The organism is Bradyrhizobium sp. UFLA05-108 (assembly GCF_059803455.1).
The window spans coordinates 241745-263368 of sequence record NZ_JBANAZ010000003.1 but is presented as its reverse complement, the minus strand read 5'-3'; the positions used below and the strand labels follow the sequence as shown (position 1 = coordinate 263368).

Below are 21624 nucleotides of genomic sequence, written 5' to 3'. Positions count from 1 at the left end.
GGGCGGTCTGTAGGACCGAACCCGGAATCTCGAGATTCCGGGTTCGATGCTAACGCATCGCCACGGAATGACAGGGGTGGACGCGGCTCTAGCCCCCGCTCCGATAGACCTGGATATCCAGGTCCCGGATCTTCTTGCGCAGCGTGTTGCGGTTGAGGCCGAGAAGGTCGGCGGCGCGGATCTGGTTGCCTCGGGTGGCGGCAAGCGCAGCCGTAAGCAGCGGGACCTCGATCTCCTTGAGGATGCGGTGATAGAGGCCGGGCGGCGGCATGCCGTTTGGGAAGCCCTGGAAGTGCGTGGACAGATACGCCTCTACGGCTCCGCCGAGATTGTCGACGCCCTGCTGGACCGCCGCACCCGGGCTGATCGTGGGTGGTGCGAGCTCGCCGTCGATGACGGAGCCCGTGATGACGTCCTGCGGATAGAGAGCAGCGAGGCGCCGCGCGAGGTTTTCGAGCTCGCGCACGTTGCCGGGCCAACGGTGCTGCTTCATCCGCTCCAGTGCCAGTGCGTCGAGCTTCTTCGGCGGCAGGCCGTCCTTTTCGGCGAGTGCAAAGAAGTGACGCACGAGATCGGGCAGATCCTCGATGCGCTCGCGCAAGGGTGGCAACCGCAGCGGCACGACGTTGAGGCGGAAGAACAGGTCCTCGCGGAACAGCCCCTGCTGGATCAGGACGCGCAGATCCTTGTTGGAGGCTGCAACGATGCGGACGTCGGTCTTGATCGGGGTGCGGCCGCCGACGGTGGTATATTCGCCCTGCTGGAGCACGCGCAACAGGCGCGTCTGTGCTTCCATCGGCATGTCGCCGATCTCGTCGAGGAACAGCGTGCCGCCCTCGGCCTGCTCGAAGCGGCCGGAGGCACGGGTGTTGGCGCCGGTGAACGCGCCGCGCTCATGGCCGAACAGTTCGGATTCAATGAGGTCGCGCGGGATCGCCGCCATGTTGACGGCCACGAACGGACCGTTGCGGCGCTTGCCGTAGTCGTGCAGCGCGCGCGCCACCAGCTCCTTGCCGGTGCCGGACTCGCCCGTGATCATCACGGTCAGGTCAGTCTGCATGAGACGCGCGAGCACGCGGTAGATCTCCTGCATCGCCGGCGAGCGGCCGACGAGCGGAATCGCTTCCATCTCCGCGTCTTCGTCCGGGCTCGAGGTCCGCTCCTTCGGCTCGGCCAGCGCGCGGCCGACGATCGCGATCAGCTCCTTCAGGTCGAAGGGTTTTGGCAGATATTCGTAAGCCCCGCGCTCGGAGGCCCGGATCGCGGTCATGAACGTGTTCTGCGCGCTCATCACGATGACCGGCAGGTTCGGCCGCATCTTCTTGATGCGCGGCAACAGGTCGAAAGCGTTTTCATCCGGCATCACCACGTCGGTGATCACAAGATCGCCCTCGCCCTGGCTGACCCAACGCCACAGCGTGGCGGCGTTGCCGGTCAGCCTGACTTCGTACCCTGCCCGGGACAGAGCCTGATTAAGAACCGTGCGGATGGCGGTATCGTCATCGGCAACGAGAATGCTACCTGCGGGCATATTCAATCCTCATTTTGCCCCCTGTGACGCAGGCGACGGCTTCCCGGCAGAGTCGGCGCGACTGCTTTGATCTGCGTGTTTGATGGAGGTCGAGTACATCGGCATCAGCACGCGGAAGGTCGTCTTGCGCGGCTGAGACTCGCATTCGATGATGCCACCGTGATCCCCGATGATTTTTGCGACCAGCGCCAAGCCGAGGCCACTGCCTGTCTGCTTGGTGGTCACGAAGGGATCGAACAGGTTGGGCAGAAGATCGTCCGGCACGCCCGGTCCATTGTCCTTGACGCAGAATTCGAGCGGCAGTGATACCCGGGATTTTTGACCGGGCACTGACAGGCGCACGCCGGGGCGGAAGGCGGTGGTGAGCTGAATCTCGGCGTCGGGCACGTCGATCAGGGCTTCCGCGGCATTCTTCACCAGGTTGAGAAAAACCTGGATGAGCTGATCCTGGTTTGCGAGCACCGGCGGCAGCGAGGGATCGTAGTCCTCGATGAAGCGGATGTTGCGGGCAAAGCCGGATTGCGCGAGGCGCTTCACGTGGTCGAGCACGGAATGGATGTTGACCGGGCCGCGCACGACGGGCCGTTCGTCGCCGAACACTTCCATGCGGTCGACCAGCGTCACGATGCGATCGGCCTCGTCGCAGATCAGCCGCGTCAGCATGCGATCTTCCGAGGAGGCCTGCTGCTCCAGCAGCTGGGCCGCGCCGCGGATGCCGGAGAGCGGGTTCTTGATCTCGTGCGCGAGCATCGCGGCGAGCGCGATCACCGAGCGCGCGGCGCTGCGATGGGTCAGCTGGCGGTCCATCTTGTCGGCAATGGTGCGCTCCTGCAGCATCACCACGATGTAGCCGGGCCGTTCGGTGAGCGGAGCGACATGCAGATCGACCTGGCGGTCGCCGCCCATGCGCGGGGTGCCCAGATCGACCTTGTATTCGTTGATCGGTGAATTCGACGAGCGCACCTGGTCGATCAACGCCAGCAGCGGGCTGCCGAACGGCACCAGCTCCTTCAGCGACTGGCGCTTGAGGAACTGGGTCGATATCTCGAAGAACGCCTCGGTCGCGATATTGGCGTCGATGATCTTGCCGTCCGGCCCGATCAGCAGCACTGGATTGGGCAGTGCGTCGAGGATTGCGTCGCCGTTTGACGGAAGCGGCCGACGATGTTCAGCGGCTGAGCTCATGCAGCAGCGCTCCATGCAAAGTCGTCGAAGGCGTCTTGCAGTGAACGGTGAACGGCACGCGGATCCTCGGATGTGAGGATGCTCTGGCGCCAGCCCTTCAGCTTCTCGGCTGGCGCGCGACTGAGATGCGCCGCAACGTCGAGCGCCCAGCCGAGATGCTTGCGCGCGTGCCTGAGGCCAATGCGCAAACCATAGAGCTCGCAGACGCCCTCATAAAGTGTGCGGACATAATGGAGTTGCTCGCCGAGCGAGGGGGCGGCCTCTTCCGCCCCGCCCTGGAGACGCCGGCCGATCTGACCGGGCAGCCAAGGCTGGCCCTGCGCCCCACGGCCGATCATGACGGCGTCGGCGCCGGAGGCCTCCAATGCTGCCACGGCCTTGTCGTAAGCGGTGATGTCGCCGTTGACGACTAGCGGAACCGAAATCGCCGCGCGAACATCGCGCACGGCATCCCAATCGGCTTCGCCCTTGTAGAACTGGCAGCGCGTGCGGCCATGCACGGTAATGAGCCTGACGCCGGCGGTCTCGGCGCGCCGCGCCAGCTCCGGCGCGTTGCGGGTACGGTCGTCCCAGCCGAGCCGCATCTTTAGCGTGACCGGAACCTTCACAGCCGCGATCGTCGCCTCGATCAGGCGCAAGGCATGGTCGAGGTCGCGCATCAGCGCCGAGCCGGACTGGCCGCCGGTGACGTGGCGGGCCGGGCAGCCCATGTTGATGTCGATGATGTCGGCGCCTTCCGCTTCCGCGATCCGGGCGCCCTCCGCCATCCAGTGCGCCTCGCAGCCGGCAAGCTGCACCACATGCGGGCCAAGGCCGGTCGCCTCGCAGCGCAGCCGCGACATCCTGTGACCATTGGCGAGCTCATCGGAGGCGGTCATTTCGGACACGACGAGACCTGCCCCAAGCTCCGCGGCCAGCCGCCGGAAGGGGGAATCGGTCACCCCCGACATGGGCGCCAGGAAGACCGGGTTGGCGACGTCAATATCACCTATTTTCAACGGCTTAGCGCCAATTCCTACCGGGCCGGTCACGGACGTCTCGTCTCAAAGGCGGCGCCTCATCGCGCTCGCCATGACCTATCTTGCGCACAATTCTTGTGCAGTCAAGCGTCATGCCTACAGTTTAGACAGATCTTCCAATCTTTCAAGTGCAGTGCAGCAAAAAGCTTGCTGACAATCCGGCAAACACCACTGTTCTTCCGCGGTGACCGTGCTAGAGGCATGCCAAAATTACCCCTCGCCCCGATCATCACTACCAATTGAGTATTTAAGCGCTATGGCGAAATCAGAGCGGACCGCAGTTGTTCTCGTGGCGGCCGGACGCGGGCTGCGCGCAGGCGCGGGTGGCCCGAAGCAATACCGCGCGATCGGTGGCGTGCCCGTGATCTTTCGCGCCATAGAGTCCTTCAGCAACCACCCCGATGTCGCGCTGGTGCAGCCGGTGGTGAACCCCGATGACGGCGCCATGTTCACGGCGGCAGTCAAAGGTTTGCGCCATGAGCCCCCGACCAGCGGCGGAGCGACGCGCCAGGCTTCCGTGCTCGCCGGCCTCGAAGCGCTCGCTCCGCACAAGCCGGACCTTGTGTTGATCCACGACGCGGCGCGGCCGTTTGTCTCGCAGGCCTTGATCTCCCGCGCGATCGAAGCCGCGAGCCGCGATGGTGCCGCCATCCCCGCGATCCCCGTCAACGACACCGTCAAGCTGATCGGTGTCGCCGGCCAGATCGAGGGAACGCCCGACCGCGCGCGCTTACGGATCGCGCAGACGCCGCAATCCTTTCGTTTCGATGTCATCCTCGACGCGCATCGTCGCGCGGCGAAGGACGGACGCTCTGATTTCACAGATGATGCGGCGATCGCGGAATGGGCGGGATTGACGGTCGCAACCTTTGAAGGCGATGTTGCAAACATGAAGCTCACCACCCCCGAAGACTTCGTCCGCGAGGAAGCGCGCCTCGCCAGCCAGCTTGGCGACATCAGGACCGGGACCGGTTACGACGTGCATGCCTTCGGCGAAGGCGACCACGTCATGATCTGCGGCGTGCGCGTGCCGCACAGCAAGGGTTTCCTCGCCCATTCCGATGGCGATGTCGGCCTGCATGCGCTGGTTGACGCCATTCTCGGCGCGCTCGCCGACGGCGACATCGGTTCGCACTTCCCGCCGAGCGATCCCAAGTGGAAGGGCGCCTCCTCCGACCAGTTTCTGAAATACGCCATCGAGCGCGTCACGATGCGCGGCGGCCGCGTCGCCAATCTCGAGGTGACGATGATCTGCGAGCGGCCGAAGATCGGTCCCCTGCGCGACACCATGCGCGCGCGCATTGCCGAGATCTCGGGCGTCGACATCTCGCGCGTCGCGGTGAAGGCCACGACCAGCGAGCGGCTCGGCTTCACCGGCCGCGAGGAAGGCATCGCAGCGACCGCGAGCGCCACCATCCGCCTGCCCTGGAGCGCGTAAGCCATGGGCGGCAGCGACGCACGCGCCCTCTCCCGCTCGCTGCTCGATCTGTGCCGGATGCGCAAGCTGACGATCGCGACCGCAGAGTCCTGCACCGGCGGCCTCGTCGCCGGCGCGCTGACGGACATCCCGGGCTCCTCCGACGTCATCGACCGCGGCTTCGTCACCTATTCCAATGACGCCAAGCGCGCGATGCTCGGCGTCGAGGCGAGCACGCTGCTCAATTTCGGTGCCGTCAGCAAGGAGACCGCGACCGCGATGGCGGTGGGTGCGCTCGAGCGCGCCGGCGTCGACCTCGCGGTCGCCATCACCGGCATCGCCGGCCCCGGCGGTGCCACGCCCGGCAAGCCGGTCGGGCTCGTCCACTTCGCCGCTGCTGCGCGCGACGGCCGCATCATCCATCGCGAGCACCGATTTGGCGCGATCGGCCGCACCGCCGTGCGGCTACGCTCGGTCGTCGAGGCTCTGCGCATGCTGATGGACCTCGCCCGCGGCCCGCAAGCTGCCGCAAAGCCGCGTCGCGAGGCGGCAAGCCGGCTGCGCACACGAGTGGCGCGCTCGCCGCGCCGGGGCGCGGTGAAACGACGAAGACCGCCGCGCGGTTGAGATATAAAGCACCGATGAAGTCGATCCGGCTGAAGGCCACGGGAGCCAACCTGCTCTATCACGACATCCCTGGGCACGGACTGCCACTGATCTTCATCCATGGATTGGGTTGCGCGTCCTCCTGCGACTATCCCGTCGTGGCGTCCGATCCTGCGCTGGCAGGAAGGCGCATCATGCTGGTCGACCTCCTGGGAGCAGGCTTCAGCGATCGTCCTGCAGAGTTCGGCTACACCGTCGCAGACCATGCGCGCAGCGTCGTGGAATTCGTGGAGGCAATCGCGCCGGAGGCCATCGATCTCTTTGGCCATAGCATGGGCGGATCCGTGGCGATCGTGGCCGCAAGTCTGCTGGGAGAGCGCATCCGGTCCCTCGTTCTGAGCGAGCCCAATCTTGATCCGGGGGGCGGCATCGTGAGCGGCAAGATCGCGGCCATGTCCGAGGCTGACTATGTTGCTCATGGCCACGACCACCTGGTGCGAGCGTCCAGAATCGAGAGGAATCATGCCTGGGCTGCATCACTTGCCGTGAGCGCACCTTTCGCAGTTCATCGGGGGGCGAGATCGCTTGTCGCCGGCAGCGAGCCGACGTGGCGCGAAGTGCTGCACGGGCTGTCGATTCCAAGAACCGTGATCTTTGGGGAGACCTCTTTGCCGAATAGCGCCGATCCGAGGCAGCTACAGCAACAGGGGGTTAATATCGGCATCGTCCCGAAGGCCGGACACGGGATGGCTTCCGACAACCCCGCTGGACTGGCGCTCACGTTGCGGCAGGCGCTGCGTCTCGCCTGACCCGATGGCAAGCATACCGAACTGGAAGAGGGATATGCGTGCGGCGAGGCTTATGACGATGCCAGCTTCGACCGGCCGTAGATCGCGTCCGCCCGCTTCTCGAACGCGGTGGAAAAACGCGCAAACGCGGCGTCGAACATCGAGCCCATCAGTATCGCGAGCATGCGGCTCTTGAACTCGTAGGACAGGAAAAAGCCGACGTCGCAGACGCCCTCGCCCTTCGGCTCGAAGGTCCACCGGTTTTCGAGGTTGCTGAAGGGACCCTGCAGATATTCGACCAGGATCTTCAGATTGGCGCGGTCGAGCGTCACGCGGCTGGTGAAGGATTCCTTGACCAGCTTGAACGACACCGTCATGTCGGCGACCAGCACCTCCGTGCCGTCGGGTTTTGCAACCCGCTGGCGCACCTTCAGCGCGCTGCACAGCGGCACGAATTCCGGGTAGCGCTCGACATCGGCGACCAGATCAAACATCTCTGGCGCGCTGTGGTTGACGCGGTGCTTGCTCGACACTCGATGCATATGACGTCAGCGGGCGATCGAGGCCCGCGCTGCCTTCAGTCTCGCGAAATCTTCGCCGGCATGATGCGACGAACGGGTGAGCGGGCTTGCCGACACCATCAGAAAGCCCTTGGTGTAGGCCACCTTCTCGTAGGACGCGAACTCGTCTGGCGGCACGTAACGCATCACGGCGTGGTGCTTGCGGGTCGGCTGGAGATATTGCCCGATGGTCAGGAAGTCGACCTCGGCCGAGCGCAGATCGTCCATCACCTGGAGCACCTCGTGTCGCTCCTCGCCGAGGCCGACCATGATGCCGGACTTGGTGAAGATCGTGGGATCGATCTCCTTCACCCGCTGCAACAGCCGGATCGAATGGAAATAACGCGCGCCGGGCCTCACCGTCAGGTAACGCGACGGCACGGTCTCGAGGTTGTGGTTGAAGACGTCGGGCTTGGCTGCGGCGACGACCTCGAGCGCCCCCTCCTTGCGCAGGAAGTCGGGTGTCAGGATCTCGATCGTCGTCGAGGGACAGGCAGCACGGATCGCGCGGATCGTCCTGGCAAAATGCTCAGCGCCGCCGTCGGCGAGATCGTCGCGGTCGACAGACGTGATGACGACATGGGCAAGCCCAAGCTTGGCGGTCGCCTCGGCGACATGCTCCGGCTCGGCCGCATCGAGCGGGTTTGGCAGGCCGGTCTTGACGTTACAGAAGGCGCACGCGCGGGTGCAGGTGTCGCCCATGATCATGAATGTGGCGTGCTTCTTGTCCCAGCACTCGCCGATGTTCGGGCAGCCCGCCTCCTCGCACACCGTATGCAGGCCGTTGGCACGCACGATGTTGCGGGTGTCGGCATAGCCGCGGGTGTTGGGCGCGCGCACGCGGATCCAGTCCGGTTTCGGCGGTGAAGCAGCATCAGGCCGGTTCACTTTTTCCGGGTGACGCGGGCGCAGCGGGTTGGTGATGGTATCGACAATAACGACCATGGGGTGTCCGGCCTGTTCAGGTCCTACCTAGTCGGTATCGCCGTTAGCCGCAACCCGGCTCGCGCCGCTTCAGGGAACATGGCAGATATGGGCAATATCCTGCTCTGTCGTCTAGCGATTCTCACCTCGAATGGCTCCAAAATCGAAACCCTCCAGGGCCGCACTGGGCAAGCCGCTGAAGCGCGACTTCTTCGCGCGCAGCGTCCACGAGGTCGCCCCCGACCTGATCGGTGCCACATTGATGGTGAACGGCGTCGGCGGCATCATCGTGGAGGTCGAGGCCTATCATCATACCGACCCGGCAGCGCACTCCTATCGCGGGCCGACGCCGCGGAACCAGGTGATGTTCGGTCCGCCCGGCTTTGCCTACGTCTACCGCTCCTACGGCATCCACTGGTGCGTGAATTTCGTCTGCGAGGAGGAAGGCTCGGCCAGCGCCGTCCTGATACGCGCGCTGGAGCCGACGCATGGGATTGCCGCGATGCGCCGCCGCCGGCATCTGGTCGACGTGCATGCGCTGTGTTCGGGGCCGGGCAAGCTGACGGAGGCGCTCGGCATCACGATCGCGCATAACGCCCTGCCCCTCGACCGCCCGCCGATTGCGCTGCATGCGCGCACCGACAAAATGGTGGTCGCGACCGGCATCCGGATCGGCCTCACCAAGGCGGTCGAGTTGCCCTGGCGCTACGGCGTCACCGGCTCGAAATTCCTGAGCAAGCCGTTTCCGCGTAGCGCCTGAACGGGCCTCACGACACCTGCTTCAACCGCTCCAGCGCCTCAAGCAGCTTCGCCTTTCGCGCCAGCGCGGCCTCGCGCTTTTCGCGCTCCTCCTCGACGACCTCTTCGGCCGCATTGGCGACGAATTTCTCGTTCGCCAGCTTGGACTCGGCGCGCTTGATGTCGGCGTCAGCCTTGGCGATCTCCTTGTCGAGACGCACGCGCTCAGCTGCGAGATCGACCACGCCCTTCAGCGGGAGCGCTGCGACCTCGCCGCGCACCAGGATCTGCACGGCACCGTCGGGCGCGCGATCGGCGAAGGAGATGTCCGAGAGCCGCGCCAGGCGCTTGATGACGTCGGCCCAGCGCGGCGCGCGCTCCTTCGTCTCGGCGGAGGCTCCGGCCAGCACCAGCGCCGTCAGCGTCGCCGGCGTGATGTTCATCTCGGCGCGCACGGAACGGATCTGCGTGACCAGGTCGATCACCCAGCCGATCTCGGCTTCCGCCGCAGGATCGGTGAAGTCGGCATGATCGAAGATCGGCAGCACGATCGGGGAAATGAAAGCCCCGTCATTCGGCATCGATGCGGCGACCATCGCGAGCTCTTCCGCCGTCGGGCCAGCGGACTTCAGCGGCCAAGACTCGAGCGTCAGCAACCCCTCGCGCTTGGCGGTCACCTCCCACAGCTCTTCGGTGATGAAGGGCATGAAGGGGTGCAGCAGCTTCAGAATCTCGTCGCGCGCCCAGGCGACCATCGCGCGGGTCTCGGCCTTCGCAGGACCATCCGGGCCGAGCAGCACGGGCTTTGCGAGCTCGACATACCAGTCGCAATAGACGTTCCAGACGAAGCGGTAGATCGCGCCCGCCGCGTCGTTGAAGCGATAGGCTTCGATCGCTTCCGTCACCTCGCGCGTGGTGTGCGCGGTCTCGTGCGCGATCCAGCGGTTCAGAGTCTGCGTCGCTTTCGCGGGCTCAAAACCTTCCGGCACGACGCACTGGTTCATCTCCGCGAAGCGGCAGGCGTTCCAGAGCTTGGTCGCGAAATTGCGATAGCCTTCGACGCGGCTGGTGGCGAGCTTGATGTCGCGGCCTTGCGCCGCCATCGCCGCCAGCGTGAAGCGCAGCGCGTCGGCGCCGTATTCGTCGATCAGGTGCAGGGGATCGATGACGTTGCCCTTCGACTTCGACATCTTGGCGCCCTTCTCGTCGCGGACAAGGGCGTGGATGTAGACGGTCGAGAACGGCACCTCCTTCATGAAGTGAAGGCCCATCATCATCATCCGGGCGACCCAGAAGAAGATGATGTCGAAGCCGGTAACCAGCACGTCGGTCGGGTAGTAGCGCTTCACCTCCGGCGTATCGTCGGGCCAGCCGAGGGTGGAGAACGGCCACAGCGCCGAGGAGAACCAGGTGTCGAGCACGTCCTCGTCGCGGGTGATGAAGCTTTCGCGCTTGTTTCGGTCGAGTGCCATCTCGCGCCCCTGCTCCGGCGTGATGACCTCCTGCTCGACGTAATAGCCGAGCGCGTGGCTGACGGCCTCCTCCTCGGTCTCGGCGACGAACACCTTGCCGTCCGGCCCGTACCAGGCCGGGATCTGATGGCCCCACCAGAGCTGACGCGAGATGCACCAGGGCTGGATGTTCTCCATCCACTCGTAATAGGTCTTTTCCCAGTTCTTGGGCACGAAGGTCGTCGCGCCGCTCCGCACCGCAGCGATGGCGGGCTTTGCCAGCGTCTTGGCGTCGACATACCACTGGTCGGTGAGGAAGGGCTCGATCACGACGCCGGAACGGTCGCCATGCGGCACCATATGGGTGTGCGGCTCAATGCGCTCGATGAAGCCGAACGCCTCCAGCCGCTCGACGATGCGCTTGCGCGCGGCGAAGCGCTCGACGTCGTTGAATTCCTCGGCGAATTGCGATGCACCTTCGGGCAGGTCGCGCAGGTAATCCTCATTGTCGACGAGGTCGAGACAGCCTTCCTTGTCGAGCACGCTGATCTGGCGCAGGCCATGGCGCCTGCCGACCTCGAAGTCGTTGAAGTCGTGCGCCGGCGTCACCTTCACCGCGCCCGAGCCCTTCTCGGGATCGGAATAGTCGTCGGCGACGATTTTGATCTTGCGGCCGACGAGCGGCAGAATCACGTGCTTGCCGACGAGCTTCTGGTAGCGCTCGTCCTCGGGATGCACGGCAACGCCGGTATCGCCCAGCATGGTCTCCGGGCGTGTGGTGGCGACGACGATGAAGCTCGCGGGATCGTCAGGGCTGAAGGTTTTGCCCTCGATCGGATAGCGCAGATACCAGAGGCTGCCCTTGACCTCGACCTGCTGCACCTCGAGATCGGAGATCGCGGTGAGCAGCTTCGGGTCCCAGTTGACGAGGCGCTTGTCCTTGTAGATCAGGCCATCGCGATGCAGCTCGACGAACACCTTGATGACGGCCTTCGACAGGCCCTCGTCCATGGTGAAGCGCTCGCGCGACCAGTCGCAGGACGCGCCGAGCCGCTTGAGCTGGTTGATGATGGTGTCGCCGCTCTCGGCCTTCCACTCCCAGACCCGCTCCAAAAATTTCTCGCGGCCCATCTCGCGGCGGCCGGGCTGCTGCCGCTCCATCAACTGCCGCTCGACCACCATCTGCGTCGCGATACCGGCATGGTCGGTACCGGGCTGCCACAGCACGTCGCGGCCGCGCATTCGCTCGAAGCGGCACAGCACGTCCTGAAGCGTGTTGTTGAGCGCGTGGCCCATGTGCAGCGAGCCCGTCACGTTCGGCGGCGGGATCACGATGGTGAAGGGGGTGGCCTCGCGCCGGTCGGGGCGGCCAGCCTTGAAGGCAAGGCTGTCCTCCCAGACGACGGACATGCGGGCTTCGATATCGGCGGGCTGGTAGTTTTTCTCGATCATGGGGCTGCTAAAAAGCCGTGCACGGGGGCCAAGTCAACGGAAAGTGTCAATGGAAAGGTCTATGGAAGGCCCGGCGGCAAAACGGCTTTCCGGCCCGGTCGCCAGGCCGAATGGGTCATAGAAGCAGGGCTTTATCAGGACCGCGCGGCCCGGCGCCTTAGCGGCCGCCGCGCGAGACCCGCTCGATTTCCGCCTTCACGATGCGTTCAACGAGGCCCGGCAGGTTGTCGTCGAGCCAGGATTTCAGCATCGGCCGCAGCATCTCCTTGACCAGATCCTCCAGTGTGCGCGCATTCGAGCTCAGGACGGTATGGGCCAGGGAATTGAAGGCGGACTCGACGGCCGAGATCGTCGTCTGGGCTAGGATCGGCTGCTGCGGCGGCAGCGGCGGCGCATTGAAATCGACCGGCTGGTAGGATGGGGGCGGAGGAGCTGGCCGGAAAGACGGCGCTGCAGCCTCGGCGAATTCGACATCGTCGCCCGGTTCGACCTTGCGAAAGCTCGGTGGTGGAGGCGCGGGCGTTTCAACCGCCATCTCGTCGGTCAGCTCGAGCACGTCGGGCTCGGGCTCGGGTTCCGGCGCCCGCACCTCGGGCGCGGGGGTCGCCTCGTCCAGCCCCGCCAGCAGCGCGTCGATATCGTCCTGGTTGTTGCTTGCGGCCGGCGCAGGCGGCGGTGCTGCGGGCTTTGCAGCCGGTGGTGGCGCAGCAGTTTTTTCGGCGACAGGCTTGGTCGGCGCGATCTTGGACGGCGGAATGTCGTTCATCGCGGACGGCTTGGGCGCCGGCGCGGCTGCGGGCTTGGTAGGTTCGGCGGCCTTCTCGGTCGGCGGCGGCTTGGCCTCATCGTCGGCAATGATGCGCCGGATCGAGGCCAGAATCTCCTCCATCGAGGGTTCTTGCACCTTTGCAGGCTGCGTCATCTCCGACTCCACATCATCAACGCCCTCGCATGCGTTGTTTTACACCAAGCACGACAGGATTGACCGGTTCCGAATGGGTGGCTCGACATTTTCGCCGCGACCGCCTGACTTGTCCCCAGATCAGGCGATTGCGACTCACTGCGCGGCGGTGCGCCCCTGCCCACGTCACCGAAGCCCTACGCAAACAACATGAGATGCGGCGCGAATCGCGCCCTCATCTCAGTGAAAGGCTATGTCAGGGCGTTTGACGATTGCAAGCAAACCGCAAGGCAGCATCGCGATGTGGCGACGCCAATCTAAAGCGCGATGAATCTTCATCGCGCTTTAGATTGCGGATCATGCCTTGAGCGCGGAGATCAGCGTCCGTCGGGCGTGCGTACGCCGGCCCAGCTATCGCGCACCTGGTGGTAATGCACGCTGGGATCGTAGACGTTGGTCTTCAGGCCGAGCACGATCGGCGACAGGCGGCCGACCGAGCTGAGAACGCGATAGGAGTTCACGACACGATCGTGCTGCGCATTCACGAGGTTGATGCGGGCGTTGACCAGCGCCTGCTGTGCGTTGAGAACGTCGAGCGTGGTGCGTTGGCCGGCCTTCGCCTCCTCGCGCACACCGTTCAATGCGATCTCCGATGCCGTCACCTGGGCCTGCGCCGATTGCACCTGCGCCTTGGACGCTTCGAGCTGGCCCCAGGCAGATACGGTGTCGGACCGAGCCTGGTCGCGCGTTTGATCGAGCGTGAGGCGCTGCTGCGCCAGCGACTCCTTGGACTGCCTGATCAGCGCATATTCGGCGCCGCCTTGATACAGTGGCATCGAGGCCTGCGCGATGGCGGCAGCGCTGAACGTGCTTGGAGTGATCAGAGTTTGTTCATAGGCTTGATTGACCGAGGCCTGGAACGTGACCGTCGGCAGCAACGCGCCTTCGTTCACCTTCAGATTCATGAAGGCGACATCGATCCCGAACATCGCCGCTGTCACGGTCGGGTTTTGGATGAGCGTAAGCTCGACCGCCCTAGGCAGTGATTGCGGCAGCAGGCGATCCACCGGTGAGCCCGGCGCAAGATTGATCGGCTCGATGCCGATGATGCGCCGATAGGTCGCTCGCGTCGCCGTCAGAGTGGCTTCGGATTGCTGCTCGAGAGTTCGCCCCGCGGCCAGTTGCGCTTCCGACTGTGCCACGTCGGTTCTGGTGACTTCGCCGACGTTGAAGCGATCTCGGGTCTGCTTGAGCGTCTGCTCGAGCACCCGTACGTTGCTCTTGTTGACCTCGACCGTCGCCGAATCGCGCAGATAGTCCATATAGGCCTGCGCCGCCGAGAACAGCACCTGCTGCTCGAGATTGCGCAATCCCTCGCGAGCGCCGGAAACCTGATTCTCCGCGGCCCGGGTCCGGTTACCGGTCTGGTTGCCGTTGAATAGTGTCTGCGTCACGGTGAGACCGGCAGCGCGCGGCGCATTATTTCCACTCGTGAGCGTGTGTATCACGAGGCCACTGTTACTAGCCGCCGTCGAGTCGGTGTGCAGATACTGAGTGCCGACGCTCGCAGTCACCGAGACTTTGGGGCGATATCCGGACAATGCCTGCGGCACGTTTTCGTCCGTCGAACGGACAAATGCGCGCTGCGCGTTGAGCTGCGGATTGTCCTGATAGGCGCGCACCAGCGCACCTTCGATCGTCTCCGCCAAGGCAGGAGTCGGCCCGGCAAGCGCCATCAGGAGGACCGAAACCGCAGCTCCGGTGAAGAGCTTCACCCCATGCATCCAGATATTCCGTTTCATTCTTATCGCCGGCTCGTGCCCGCGAGCCGGGTGACAGAGAGTCATTGCCCCCGGCGCACCATAGGACGGGGGCAAGCCGGACGGAACTACCCGACGGTTGTTCGCAGCGGAAACTCTTCACGTGCAGCATCCCTGCCACACTTCTGATTCAGAACGGTATTTTTAACGGGTTCCATCCCGTCAGAAGACGAAGGCGGGCGCCCGCGCAAGGCCGGGAAGGACCGGGGCTGCGGCGTCGAACAGCGCGCGGTGGCCAAATTCGCCGTGAGCGCGGGTCACGATCACGGCCCGCTGGGGCGTCGTCTCGGCCGACACGCCGACCAACCGACCGCCCTCCTTGAGTTGCTCGAAGAGCCCGCTGGGCGTCACTTCGGTCGCCCCGTTCACGATGATCACATCGTAGGGAGCGGCCGCCGGATCCCCCTCTTCACAGGGCGCTGCTGCGCACGTCACATTGGCAAATCCCAGGGCGGCCAGATTGCTCTTCGCTTTTGCGGCGAGCGCTGAATCGCTTTCCGTAGCCGTGACTTGCCCAGCGAGCCGCGCGGCAAGGGCCGCGACGTAGCCGGTGGCGCAGCCGACCACCAGGACACGATCAGCTTCGCCGATCTCGGCCGCCTGCAGCAGCTTGGCGGTGAGCGCCGGCTTGATCAGATATCGCTTGGCCGATCCGCCTTCGGCCACGTCGAGGTCCAGGTCGAGGTAGGCCAGCGCCTGCCGGCTTGCGGGGACGAAAGCCTCGCGTGGAACCGCGAGCATGGCATCGAGGATACGGCGATCGGTGACGTCGCTGGTGCGCACCTGGCCATCGACCATCTTTTGGCGCGCGGTCGCAAAACCGGACATTAGGGAACCCTGGAATGCGGACGGCGCCGCGGGAAAAACGTGGCGGCATCTTTGGAACATGCCTCGCCAAAACGCAACATGGCGATTGCCCCGAAGGCGGCAGCCTCGGGCCGGTCGACGCAGGCCTGACGCCTTTGCGCCCTATTCGATCGCGACGGCGAGCCGGCCGATCAAGGCTGCGACTTCATCCAGCCGGGCCGAATCGCGTGTCTCGACCGCGCGCGCGAGCAACGCGAGGCATTCGTCGTCGCTGAGATCGGGGATGTCGGTGGGCAGAATCGAGGGGACCAACAGGGAATGGTCGACCTGAACGTTCGGCATCGGAATCAGCTCCGCGTAAGCCCAGCGTCAGGGAACCTCGATTTGAATTGAGTCGATTTGGCGTCCTTCCGATGTCGGCGCGGCAAACGGTGTGCACGACCGCGTGAAGACCTTTGCGCTCCGGCATAGGTTATGGCGTTTGCCTGCTGGCTGAGGCGGCAACACAGGCACCGACTTGTTTACGTCGGCGGCTTCACTTCATTGGCTATTGCTCGACTTTCTGGACGGAGGCTTAGCCGTCAAAAACCGCAGGCTGCATATTGCTTTCTGACGAGCCGAAAGTGGGAGCCGACTTGTACGAAGTCCACATCGAGACATTGGTTGCCTCGTCGGAAGTCACGACCGAGACCCTCGCATTGAAGGTATTCAAGATTGATGCGCCACCGGTGTTCGCTCGGCAGGTAGGTAGCGAAGTCGTGCTGGGCTTGAGGCGGCCCCTTGCAGACGCCTGTGATGTAGGCGCGGACATCGGCAGGCAGGACGTCTATATGCTCGTGATTCCAAGGAGGGTCTGTATGAGAGCCGCTTCCTTTGGAAAGACCCGGGCATACGCTCAACGGCAAAATGCAAACAGCTATCAAAAGGGTCCGAACTACCATCTGACCCTCCAGCTAAAGCCGCCTATTTCTCGTCGCCTATAGCTTCGGCGGAGTGATCGTACGGCGACAAACTGACGTGGGCCTTACAGGTCGCGCTGCTCCGCGGAGGATTCGTGGCCGCGAGGTCCGGTTGGGCTTTGCCTCCATTGCCAGCCCGCTTGCTGAAGCGCGCAGAGCCCTCTCGCGAATACCCGTAGTTCTCCGGCGAAGAACATGGTTCGCGATGTGGCGATTTGGCACTCACTTTAGGCCGCCTTAGTTGGCGGTCTGTTTCCTGTCAGCGTGTAACGGCAGCTCTATCTCAACTAACCAGTAGCCAAGTGATGCCAGCGACCATGACGTAGAAACCCGTCGCCGCGATAACGACGAAGGCTCGCTCGGTACTATCCATGGATTCCCCCTACGCAAAACCCTTGGCATTCCCAAGACGAAGGCTACAGGGCCGAAGTGCCGAATCAACTCGATTGTCAATCTCCCTTACGTGCAAGACTGTGGATAGCGGGGAGTAAAGTGCACGGTCGAGTGACTCAGGAACAAGTGGCAACTTCGCGTGTTCTCGGCATGCTCCGGTCGGCAATCCCCCCTGCACCGAGCGGAGATGGCCCCAGCTCGCCGCCCAAATAGCTGGGGCCAATTTTATGTCCAAAGTGAACAGAGCGAAACGCCCCAACCGGTTAGGCTGCCGGCGCTTGGCAACTCCTGCCAAGCAAACTTCAACGGCCCCGGCTTACTCTAGAAGCCCCCCATGGCCGGGGTCGTTTTTGCCCCTTGGTCGTTGCCTGCCCGCTCTGGCAGCGCAATCTTAGCAACCGTCCAAGAGAAGCTTTCGCGCGAGAAGCAAGGCCGCCTCAGTTGGTCCTCCTGTCGTCGCACGGCCGAGAGGCCGCCTATCGGCGCATCTGATCTTCCTCGCCCGGAGTAACGCGTTGAGCGAGCTTCCTTGGGAAGTGCCGTGATTGCGCTTCTAGGATAGCAACCAATCGCCAACGGCTATCGCTGCTTTGGCAAGGCCATATAGCCAAGCAGTCTCAAGCGATGCCAATGCGACAAAGAACACCCCTTTAACGATCATTGCCCGCAATGCGTGCCTTGGCTCGATGCGCCCAATCCCATGTGTTTCTGCGTTCGTCTATTTCGCTTCTTCTGCTCGGCCTCAAGCACTTGGCTCCGCAGTTCCTCCAATTCGGCAAGTTGATACGCAAGTCTTTCAATATCTTGGCGAAACACAACAGCAGCATCATCCGCGCGAGCACAGGCACGCATGGCAAGTCTCCTTGGTTGTTGTTGATTTTTGGAAGACTTGGCCCATCGTTGGACCACCGGGAAATTCTGGCAGATATCGCAGCGGCACGCACTAACATGCGGCAAGATGCGGCGTCGTAAGCAAAAAAGAACCCCGCATCTGCGGGGTTCTTCGAGTGGACTATCATCACCATTTCTGACGGCCGTACCAGTCATTCACTTCCTTCTGCGCCTGATCCTTGGCGTAGCCGTACCGTTGCTGCAGTCGGCCTTCGAGTTGTTCCTGCCTGCCGTTGATCACATCAAGGTCGTCGTCGGTGAGCTTGCCCCACTGCTCTTTCACCTTCCCCTTCATCTGCTTCCAGTTTCCTTCGACGCGGTTCCAGTCCATCACGATCCTCCTTGAACGAATGAGATCGACCAACGGAGCAACGGATGCCTTCGTTCCGCGACGGCAGAGCGTCGCGCGGGTGAACGCCAAGTGTTCAAAAGTGGACCGACGCGCCGAGGTCTAGTCTTGCCGTTCAGCGGGATGTCCTATGGACCGGTTCGCTTGTCCGCCTTCCGCTCATCGAGAGCGCGATCAAGCTCCTCGTGAGCGAACGCAGTTAGGCGAGGCAGTTCGGCGTCATCGACCAGCGTCACGACTAGCAAGAGACATTCAGCCGCGAGTCGTGAGACCTGCCGAGCCGCCGAAGGGTCAACGCCTTCCTGGAGGGTGATCTTGGTGTCCTGATGCCCCCCGGCGAGCCTCCGCCAGCTTCACCGCCTAGGCGGCTTCGCCAGTCGGAGAGCGCCAACGCCAGTTTCATGGTTCGTTCTCGATTTCGAAATACCACCTCATTCGAAACCGCCCTGCTTCTTGCCGATACCCGACTGATACGCCGGAAATTTCGCGAACGGCGGGGAACGAAACCGTTCCGCTCCGAACGCCGACGCAGTCGGGTCAGCCGGAAAATTCAATGGTTAGACGGGGTTAGCGGATGAGTGCGAATGAGAAAGAACGGCTGAGAACAGCCTGATGGCTCCCCGGGCTGGATTCGAACCAGCGACCATCCGATTAACAGTCGGATGCTCTACCGCTGAGCTACCGAGGAAAAGGGCGAACCAACGTTCGCGCGGCTGCGTATAACAAAGCCTCCGGCGCTTGCAAAGGACGAATTCGTCATATCCTCGCCATCAGGAGGAAGGGCGCTCGTCCCCTCCCCGCCGGTCCCCGCTGCGGGCGCGGACGCGCCGTGATGCGACGCTCACTCCGCGATGAAGGAGGTCGTCTTGGTGCCGGGGTCGTAGCGCAACCTCAGCACGTTGAACTTGCAGAGGTTGACGTTCTTCCACAGCACGGACTCGTTGTAGTTCTGCCAGTCGACGCGGATGTTCCAGACGCATCCTTCATCGTCCTCGTCGAACTCGACATACGTGCTCGCCTGGTTCTGCAAGGTCTTGTCGAGCTCGTTGTCCCATTCGTCCAGACCATCGTCCGGCGAATTGAAGCCGAGGAATTTGATGGCGTAGCCGGTCTCGTTGACGACGGAGACGTTGCGGGAATCCGCGGCCTGCGATGGCGCGGCTGTGACCGCGAGACCGAGTGCAATGAGTGCAGACAGAAAATATTTCATGAGAGCCCCAATGAAAAAGAAAATCCGGCGCTTGCCCGTCGTGGGCGGAGGCGCCGGGGCAACCAATGCATTACCTTGCAGGGTTCGTCCGGAGAGCGATCGAAAGGTTCGACACGCGATCGACCTGCACTCCGGAACGGTACGCCACGCGAGAAGCGCACGGCCTGTTCTTATCGACTAGGGCTCACGCCAGCAATGAATGGGCATTCATAGCCGGCGCATTCACGGCCTACTCTGCCGCGTCGGTTGTCTGCGGCGCGGGCACGCTTCCCGCAACTTCGACCGCAGCGCCATTGCTCTTGCCGGTGACGGCACCGACCAGTGCCTTCACCGGATCCTCGCCCGGTGCAAAGCCGCTCTGGCGCAGGATCTCGTCGATCATCGGCCGCAGCGCGTGCACCTTCAACAACTCGCCGGCGAGACCTTCGCCGAATCCGGCATTGCTGCCACCTGCGCCGTTGCCTCCGAAAGCGCCGCCGGTATGCAGGATGCGGACGTCCTTGATGTTGGCGATCGGTTTCACCATCTCGGCGAGCGCCGACGGCATCATCTCGATCCGCTTCTTGGCGATCTCGAAATCGATGACGTTGCTGCCGAGCTTGTTCTGCGCCTCGTTCTTCATGGTGATCACGGCCGCCTCGGCTTCACCGATGTTCTTGACGCCGGCTGCCTTGATCTTGTTGGCTTCGGCTTCCGCGCTCGCGAGCGTCTTGGTGGCCTCGGCGCGATCGAGGGCGGCCTTTTTCTCGGCTTCGGCCGCAACGATCAGCTCGGTCGACTTGCGCTCGGCCTCGGTGCGCGCGGCGAGCACCTGCGTGAGGCGGGCACGGTCGGCGACCTCGACCGCGCGCGCGGTCACGACCTTTTCCTCCGCTGACACGGCCACGGCTTCCGCAGTCTTGGCTTCTGCGACGGCTTCGGAGGTCTGCTTGCTCTTGGCCGCGATCTGGATCTCGTTCTCCTGCGTCGCGATCTGGATTTCGCGCTGCGCGTCGGTCTTGCGCTTGTTGATGGCGAGATCGGATTCGATCACCGCCGTTTCCTTGATCTGCTTGGCGCCGGCCTCTTTCTCGGCGACCGCGCGATCGGTGTCGATGCGGGCGTTCTCCTCGGTCAGGCGCGCGGTCTGCGTCGCGGTGGCCACTTCGGCGCGCGTGCTTGCGGTCTTGTTGGCGATGTCGCGCTCCTGCGAGAGCTCGGCCTCCTTCTTGGTCCGCTCGATCCCGAGGGTCTGCTGCCGCGCCTCGAGGTCCTTTTGTGCGATCGCCACCTCGTTGTCGCGCACGATGGCGTTGCGGTCGCGCCGGCGGGTCTCGGTGATGGTCTTGAGCTGGGTGAGACCCTCCGCGTCGAAGAAGTTTTCCGGGTTGAAGAACTTGACGTCGGTCTGGTCGAGTTTCGTCAATGACACCGACTCCAGTTCAAGTCCGTTGGACTTGACGTCGGATTCCACGGTAGCCTGCACGTGCTTGACGAAATCGCTACGCTTCTCCTGCAGTTCCAGGATGGTCATGGTGGCCGCCACTGAGCGCAGGCCGTCGACGAATTTTGCCTCGACCTGGTTGCGCAGGGCTTCGGCGTCATTGGTCAGCGCGCCCAGCGTTTGGCTCGCCAGCGCAATGCTCTCATCGTCGGGACGGACGCGGACATAGAACTCGGCGACGATATCGACGCGCAGCCGGTCCTTGGTGATCAGGGATTCCCGCTCCTTGCGCTCGACCGTCAGCCGCAGCGTCTTCAGATTGACGCTGGCATAGGAGTGGAAGATCGGCAGGATCATGGCGCCGCCGTCGAGCACGACCTTCTTGCCCCCGAGGCCGGTGCGGACGAATGCCTCGTCGCGCGTGGCGCGCTTGTAGAGGGTGGTGAACACAATGCCCAGGACGACGATCAGCGCAACGCCGATCATGGCTGGGACTGCGATGTCAAACATGAATCTCTCCGCTAATGGCTGTGCTGATTGCTTAGAGTGGACTTGGACGGTTTGAGTTCATCGTCGGCTTTCACCGCCAAAAAGCGGGTGCCGTCGCGATCGACCAGCAGGACGAGGCTTCCCTGCGCCAGCGGTTCTGAGGAAGGCGCCGCGACCGCCCAAACGAAATGCCGGTTGCCATGGACGTCGGCGACGCTGACGCGGCCGGGCGGGCCCTGGTCCAAGGGCCCGATGACGACCTCGCCGACACGGCCGACGAGATCCCCGAGCCCGACGGCGTAGCTTTCGTCCTTGGGAATGATTTTTGCGATGAAGCCGCTGGAGACACGCACCAGCGGGACGAACACGATCACCGCGCCGAGCGAGGCGATGCTCGCCGGCAAGGGGCCGGCGACCATCCGCGCCACGTCCTGGATCAGGAAACCGGTGATGGAGAAGGCGCCGAGCATCAGCAGCAGGAAGATCAACAGCGGCACGCCGCCGAGATTGATCCAGGAGATCGCGTTGATTACGCCGCTGTGGCCGGGATGGTCGAAGTCGACGGCGTTGCCGAGGATCTCGCTCAGGGAGGCCCCGACCATCATCGAGACCACCTCGACCGAGCCGACGATGACGATCATGGCCGCCGCGATCGCGAACGGCCTGACCTCGGGCGCCATCACATGTTCGAGCAATGTGCTCATGGCCGCG

At 63.7% G+C, this 21624-nt stretch carries 19 protein-coding genes and 1 tRNA gene; 4 read left to right on the top strand and 16 right to left on the bottom strand.

Features of this window, described 5'->3' with window-relative positions; all coding sequences use genetic code 11:
• Window positions 1-88 precede the first annotated feature (88 nt).
• Genes ntrC through dusB form a run of 3 tightly spaced genes read right to left on the bottom strand, consistent with a single transcriptional unit; the run spans window position 89 to window position 3714 of the window.
• Window positions 89-1531: a nitrogen regulation protein NR(I) gene (gene ntrC, locus SO140_RS03870; protein ID WP_449383810.1), complete on the bottom strand. Its 1443-nt coding sequence runs from the start codon at window positions 1529-1531 to the stop codon at window positions 89-91.
• Between the two features lie 9 nt (window positions 1532-1540).
• The gene (locus SO140_RS03865; RefSeq protein WP_449383809.1) at window positions 1541-2716 is read right to left on the bottom strand and encodes a two-component system sensor histidine kinase NtrB; all 1176 of its coding nucleotides are present in this window, start codon (window positions 2714-2716) and stop codon (window positions 1541-1543) included.
• Window positions 2713-3714: a tRNA dihydrouridine synthase DusB gene (dusB, locus tag SO140_RS03860; protein WP_498542372.1), complete on the bottom strand. Its 1002-nt coding sequence runs from the start codon at window positions 3712-3714 to the stop codon at window positions 2713-2715. The genes SO140_RS03865 and dusB overlap by 4 nt, the downstream gene beginning before the upstream one ends.
• Before the next feature lie 277 nt (window positions 3715-3991).
• On the opposite strand from dusB, the gene SO140_RS03855 reads away from it, so the two are divergent.
• From SO140_RS03855 to SO140_RS03845, 3 genes are read left to right on the top strand one after another with little or no spacing between them, the layout of a single operon-like run.
• On the top strand, window positions 3992-5173 hold the full coding sequence (locus SO140_RS03855; protein WP_449383808.1) for a bifunctional 2-C-methyl-D-erythritol 4-phosphate cytidylyltransferase/2-C-methyl-D-erythritol 2,4-cyclodiphosphate synthase: 1182 nt from the start codon (window positions 3992-3994) through the stop codon (window positions 5171-5173).
• Between the two features lie 3 nt (window positions 5174-5176).
• Window positions 5177-5779 carry a CinA family protein gene (locus SO140_RS03850; RefSeq protein WP_449383807.1) on the top strand — a complete coding sequence of 201 codons (603 nt, stop codon included), beginning with the start codon at window positions 5177-5179 and terminating at the stop codon, window positions 5777-5779.
• A gap of 14 nt (window positions 5780-5793) precedes the next feature.
• A complete protein-coding gene (locus SO140_RS03845) occupies window positions 5794-6567 on the top strand; it encodes an alpha/beta fold hydrolase (protein WP_498542368.1) in 774 nt (257 codons plus the stop codon).
• A gap of 50 nt (window positions 6568-6617) precedes the next feature.
• On the opposite strand, the gene SO140_RS03840 is transcribed toward SO140_RS03845, so the two are convergent.
• Both SO140_RS03840 and lipA read right to left on the bottom strand, forming a co-directional pair.
• Window positions 6618-7088 (bottom strand): type II toxin-antitoxin system RatA family toxin, encoded by a 471-nt coding sequence (locus tag SO140_RS03840; protein ID WP_449383805.1) that lies wholly within the window; start codon window positions 7086-7088, stop codon window positions 6618-6620.
• Between the two features lie 6 nt (window positions 7089-7094).
• Complete coding sequence (gene lipA, locus SO140_RS03835; RefSeq protein ID WP_449383804.1) at window positions 7095-8051, bottom strand: lipoyl synthase; 957 nt, start codon at window positions 8049-8051, stop codon at window positions 7095-7097.
• Between the two features lie 130 nt (window positions 8052-8181).
• Here lipA and SO140_RS03830 point away from each other — a divergent pair, with 130 nt between their 5' ends.
• Window positions 8182-8790, top strand: a complete 609-nt coding sequence (locus SO140_RS03830) for a DNA-3-methyladenine glycosylase (protein ID WP_498542367.1) — start codon at window positions 8182-8184, stop codon at window positions 8788-8790.
• 7 nt (window positions 8791-8797) lie between these two features.
• On the opposite strand, the gene SO140_RS03825 is transcribed toward SO140_RS03830, so the two are convergent.
• From SO140_RS03825 to SO140_RS03775, 11 genes are all read right to left on the bottom strand, one after another.
• Window positions 8798-11671 carry a valine--tRNA ligase gene (locus tag SO140_RS03825; RefSeq protein ID WP_449383802.1) on the bottom strand — a complete coding sequence of 958 codons (2874 nt, stop codon included), beginning with the start codon at window positions 11669-11671 and terminating at the stop codon, window positions 8798-8800.
• 157 nt (window positions 11672-11828) lie between these two features.
• Window positions 11829-12593 carry a PopZ family protein gene (locus SO140_RS03820; protein WP_449383801.1) on the bottom strand — a complete coding sequence of 255 codons (765 nt, stop codon included), beginning with the start codon at window positions 12591-12593 and terminating at the stop codon, window positions 11829-11831.
• Window positions 12594-12949: 356 nt separating this feature from the next.
• Complete coding sequence (locus SO140_RS03815) at window positions 12950-14356, bottom strand: TolC family outer membrane protein (RefSeq protein ID WP_449383816.1); 1407 nt, start codon at window positions 14354-14356, stop codon at window positions 12950-12952.
• 198 nt (window positions 14357-14554) lie between these two features.
• The gene (locus tag SO140_RS03810; protein ID WP_449383800.1) at window positions 14555-15220 is read right to left on the bottom strand and encodes a protein-L-isoaspartate O-methyltransferase family protein; all 666 of its coding nucleotides are present in this window, start codon (window positions 15218-15220) and stop codon (window positions 14555-14557) included.
• Window positions 15221-15361: 141 nt separating this feature from the next.
• The gene (locus SO140_RS03805; RefSeq protein ID WP_449383799.1) at window positions 15362-15541 is read right to left on the bottom strand and encodes a hypothetical protein; all 180 of its coding nucleotides are present in this window, start codon (window positions 15539-15541) and stop codon (window positions 15362-15364) included.
• A gap of 1667 nt (window positions 15542-17208) precedes the next feature.
• Window positions 17209-17403 carry a hypothetical protein gene (locus SO140_RS03800; RefSeq protein WP_474800790.1) on the bottom strand — a complete coding sequence of 65 codons (195 nt, stop codon included), beginning with the start codon at window positions 17401-17403 and terminating at the stop codon, window positions 17209-17211.
• Between the two features lie 166 nt (window positions 17404-17569).
• Window positions 17570-17773 (bottom strand): CsbD family protein, encoded by a 204-nt coding sequence (locus SO140_RS03795; RefSeq protein WP_449381046.1) that lies wholly within the window; start codon window positions 17771-17773, stop codon window positions 17570-17572.
• 631 nt (window positions 17774-18404) lie between these two features.
• Window positions 18405-18479 (bottom strand) — tRNA-Asn (locus tag SO140_RS03790).
• A 153-nt stretch (window positions 18480-18632) separates the two neighbouring features.
• The gene (locus SO140_RS03785; RefSeq protein ID WP_498542366.1) at window positions 18633-19001 is read right to left on the bottom strand and encodes a hypothetical protein; all 369 of its coding nucleotides are present in this window, start codon (window positions 18999-19001) and stop codon (window positions 18633-18635) included.
• Window positions 19002-19230: 229 nt separating this feature from the next.
• Window positions 19231-20934 (bottom strand): flotillin family protein, encoded by a 1704-nt coding sequence (locus tag SO140_RS03780; RefSeq protein ID WP_449381044.1) that lies wholly within the window; start codon window positions 20932-20934, stop codon window positions 19231-19233.
• 11 nt (window positions 20935-20945) lie between these two features.
• Complete coding sequence (locus tag SO140_RS03775) at window positions 20946-21617, bottom strand: OB-fold-containig protein (protein WP_498542365.1); 672 nt, start codon at window positions 21615-21617, stop codon at window positions 20946-20948.
• Between the last annotated feature and the right edge of the window lie 7 nt (window positions 21618-21624).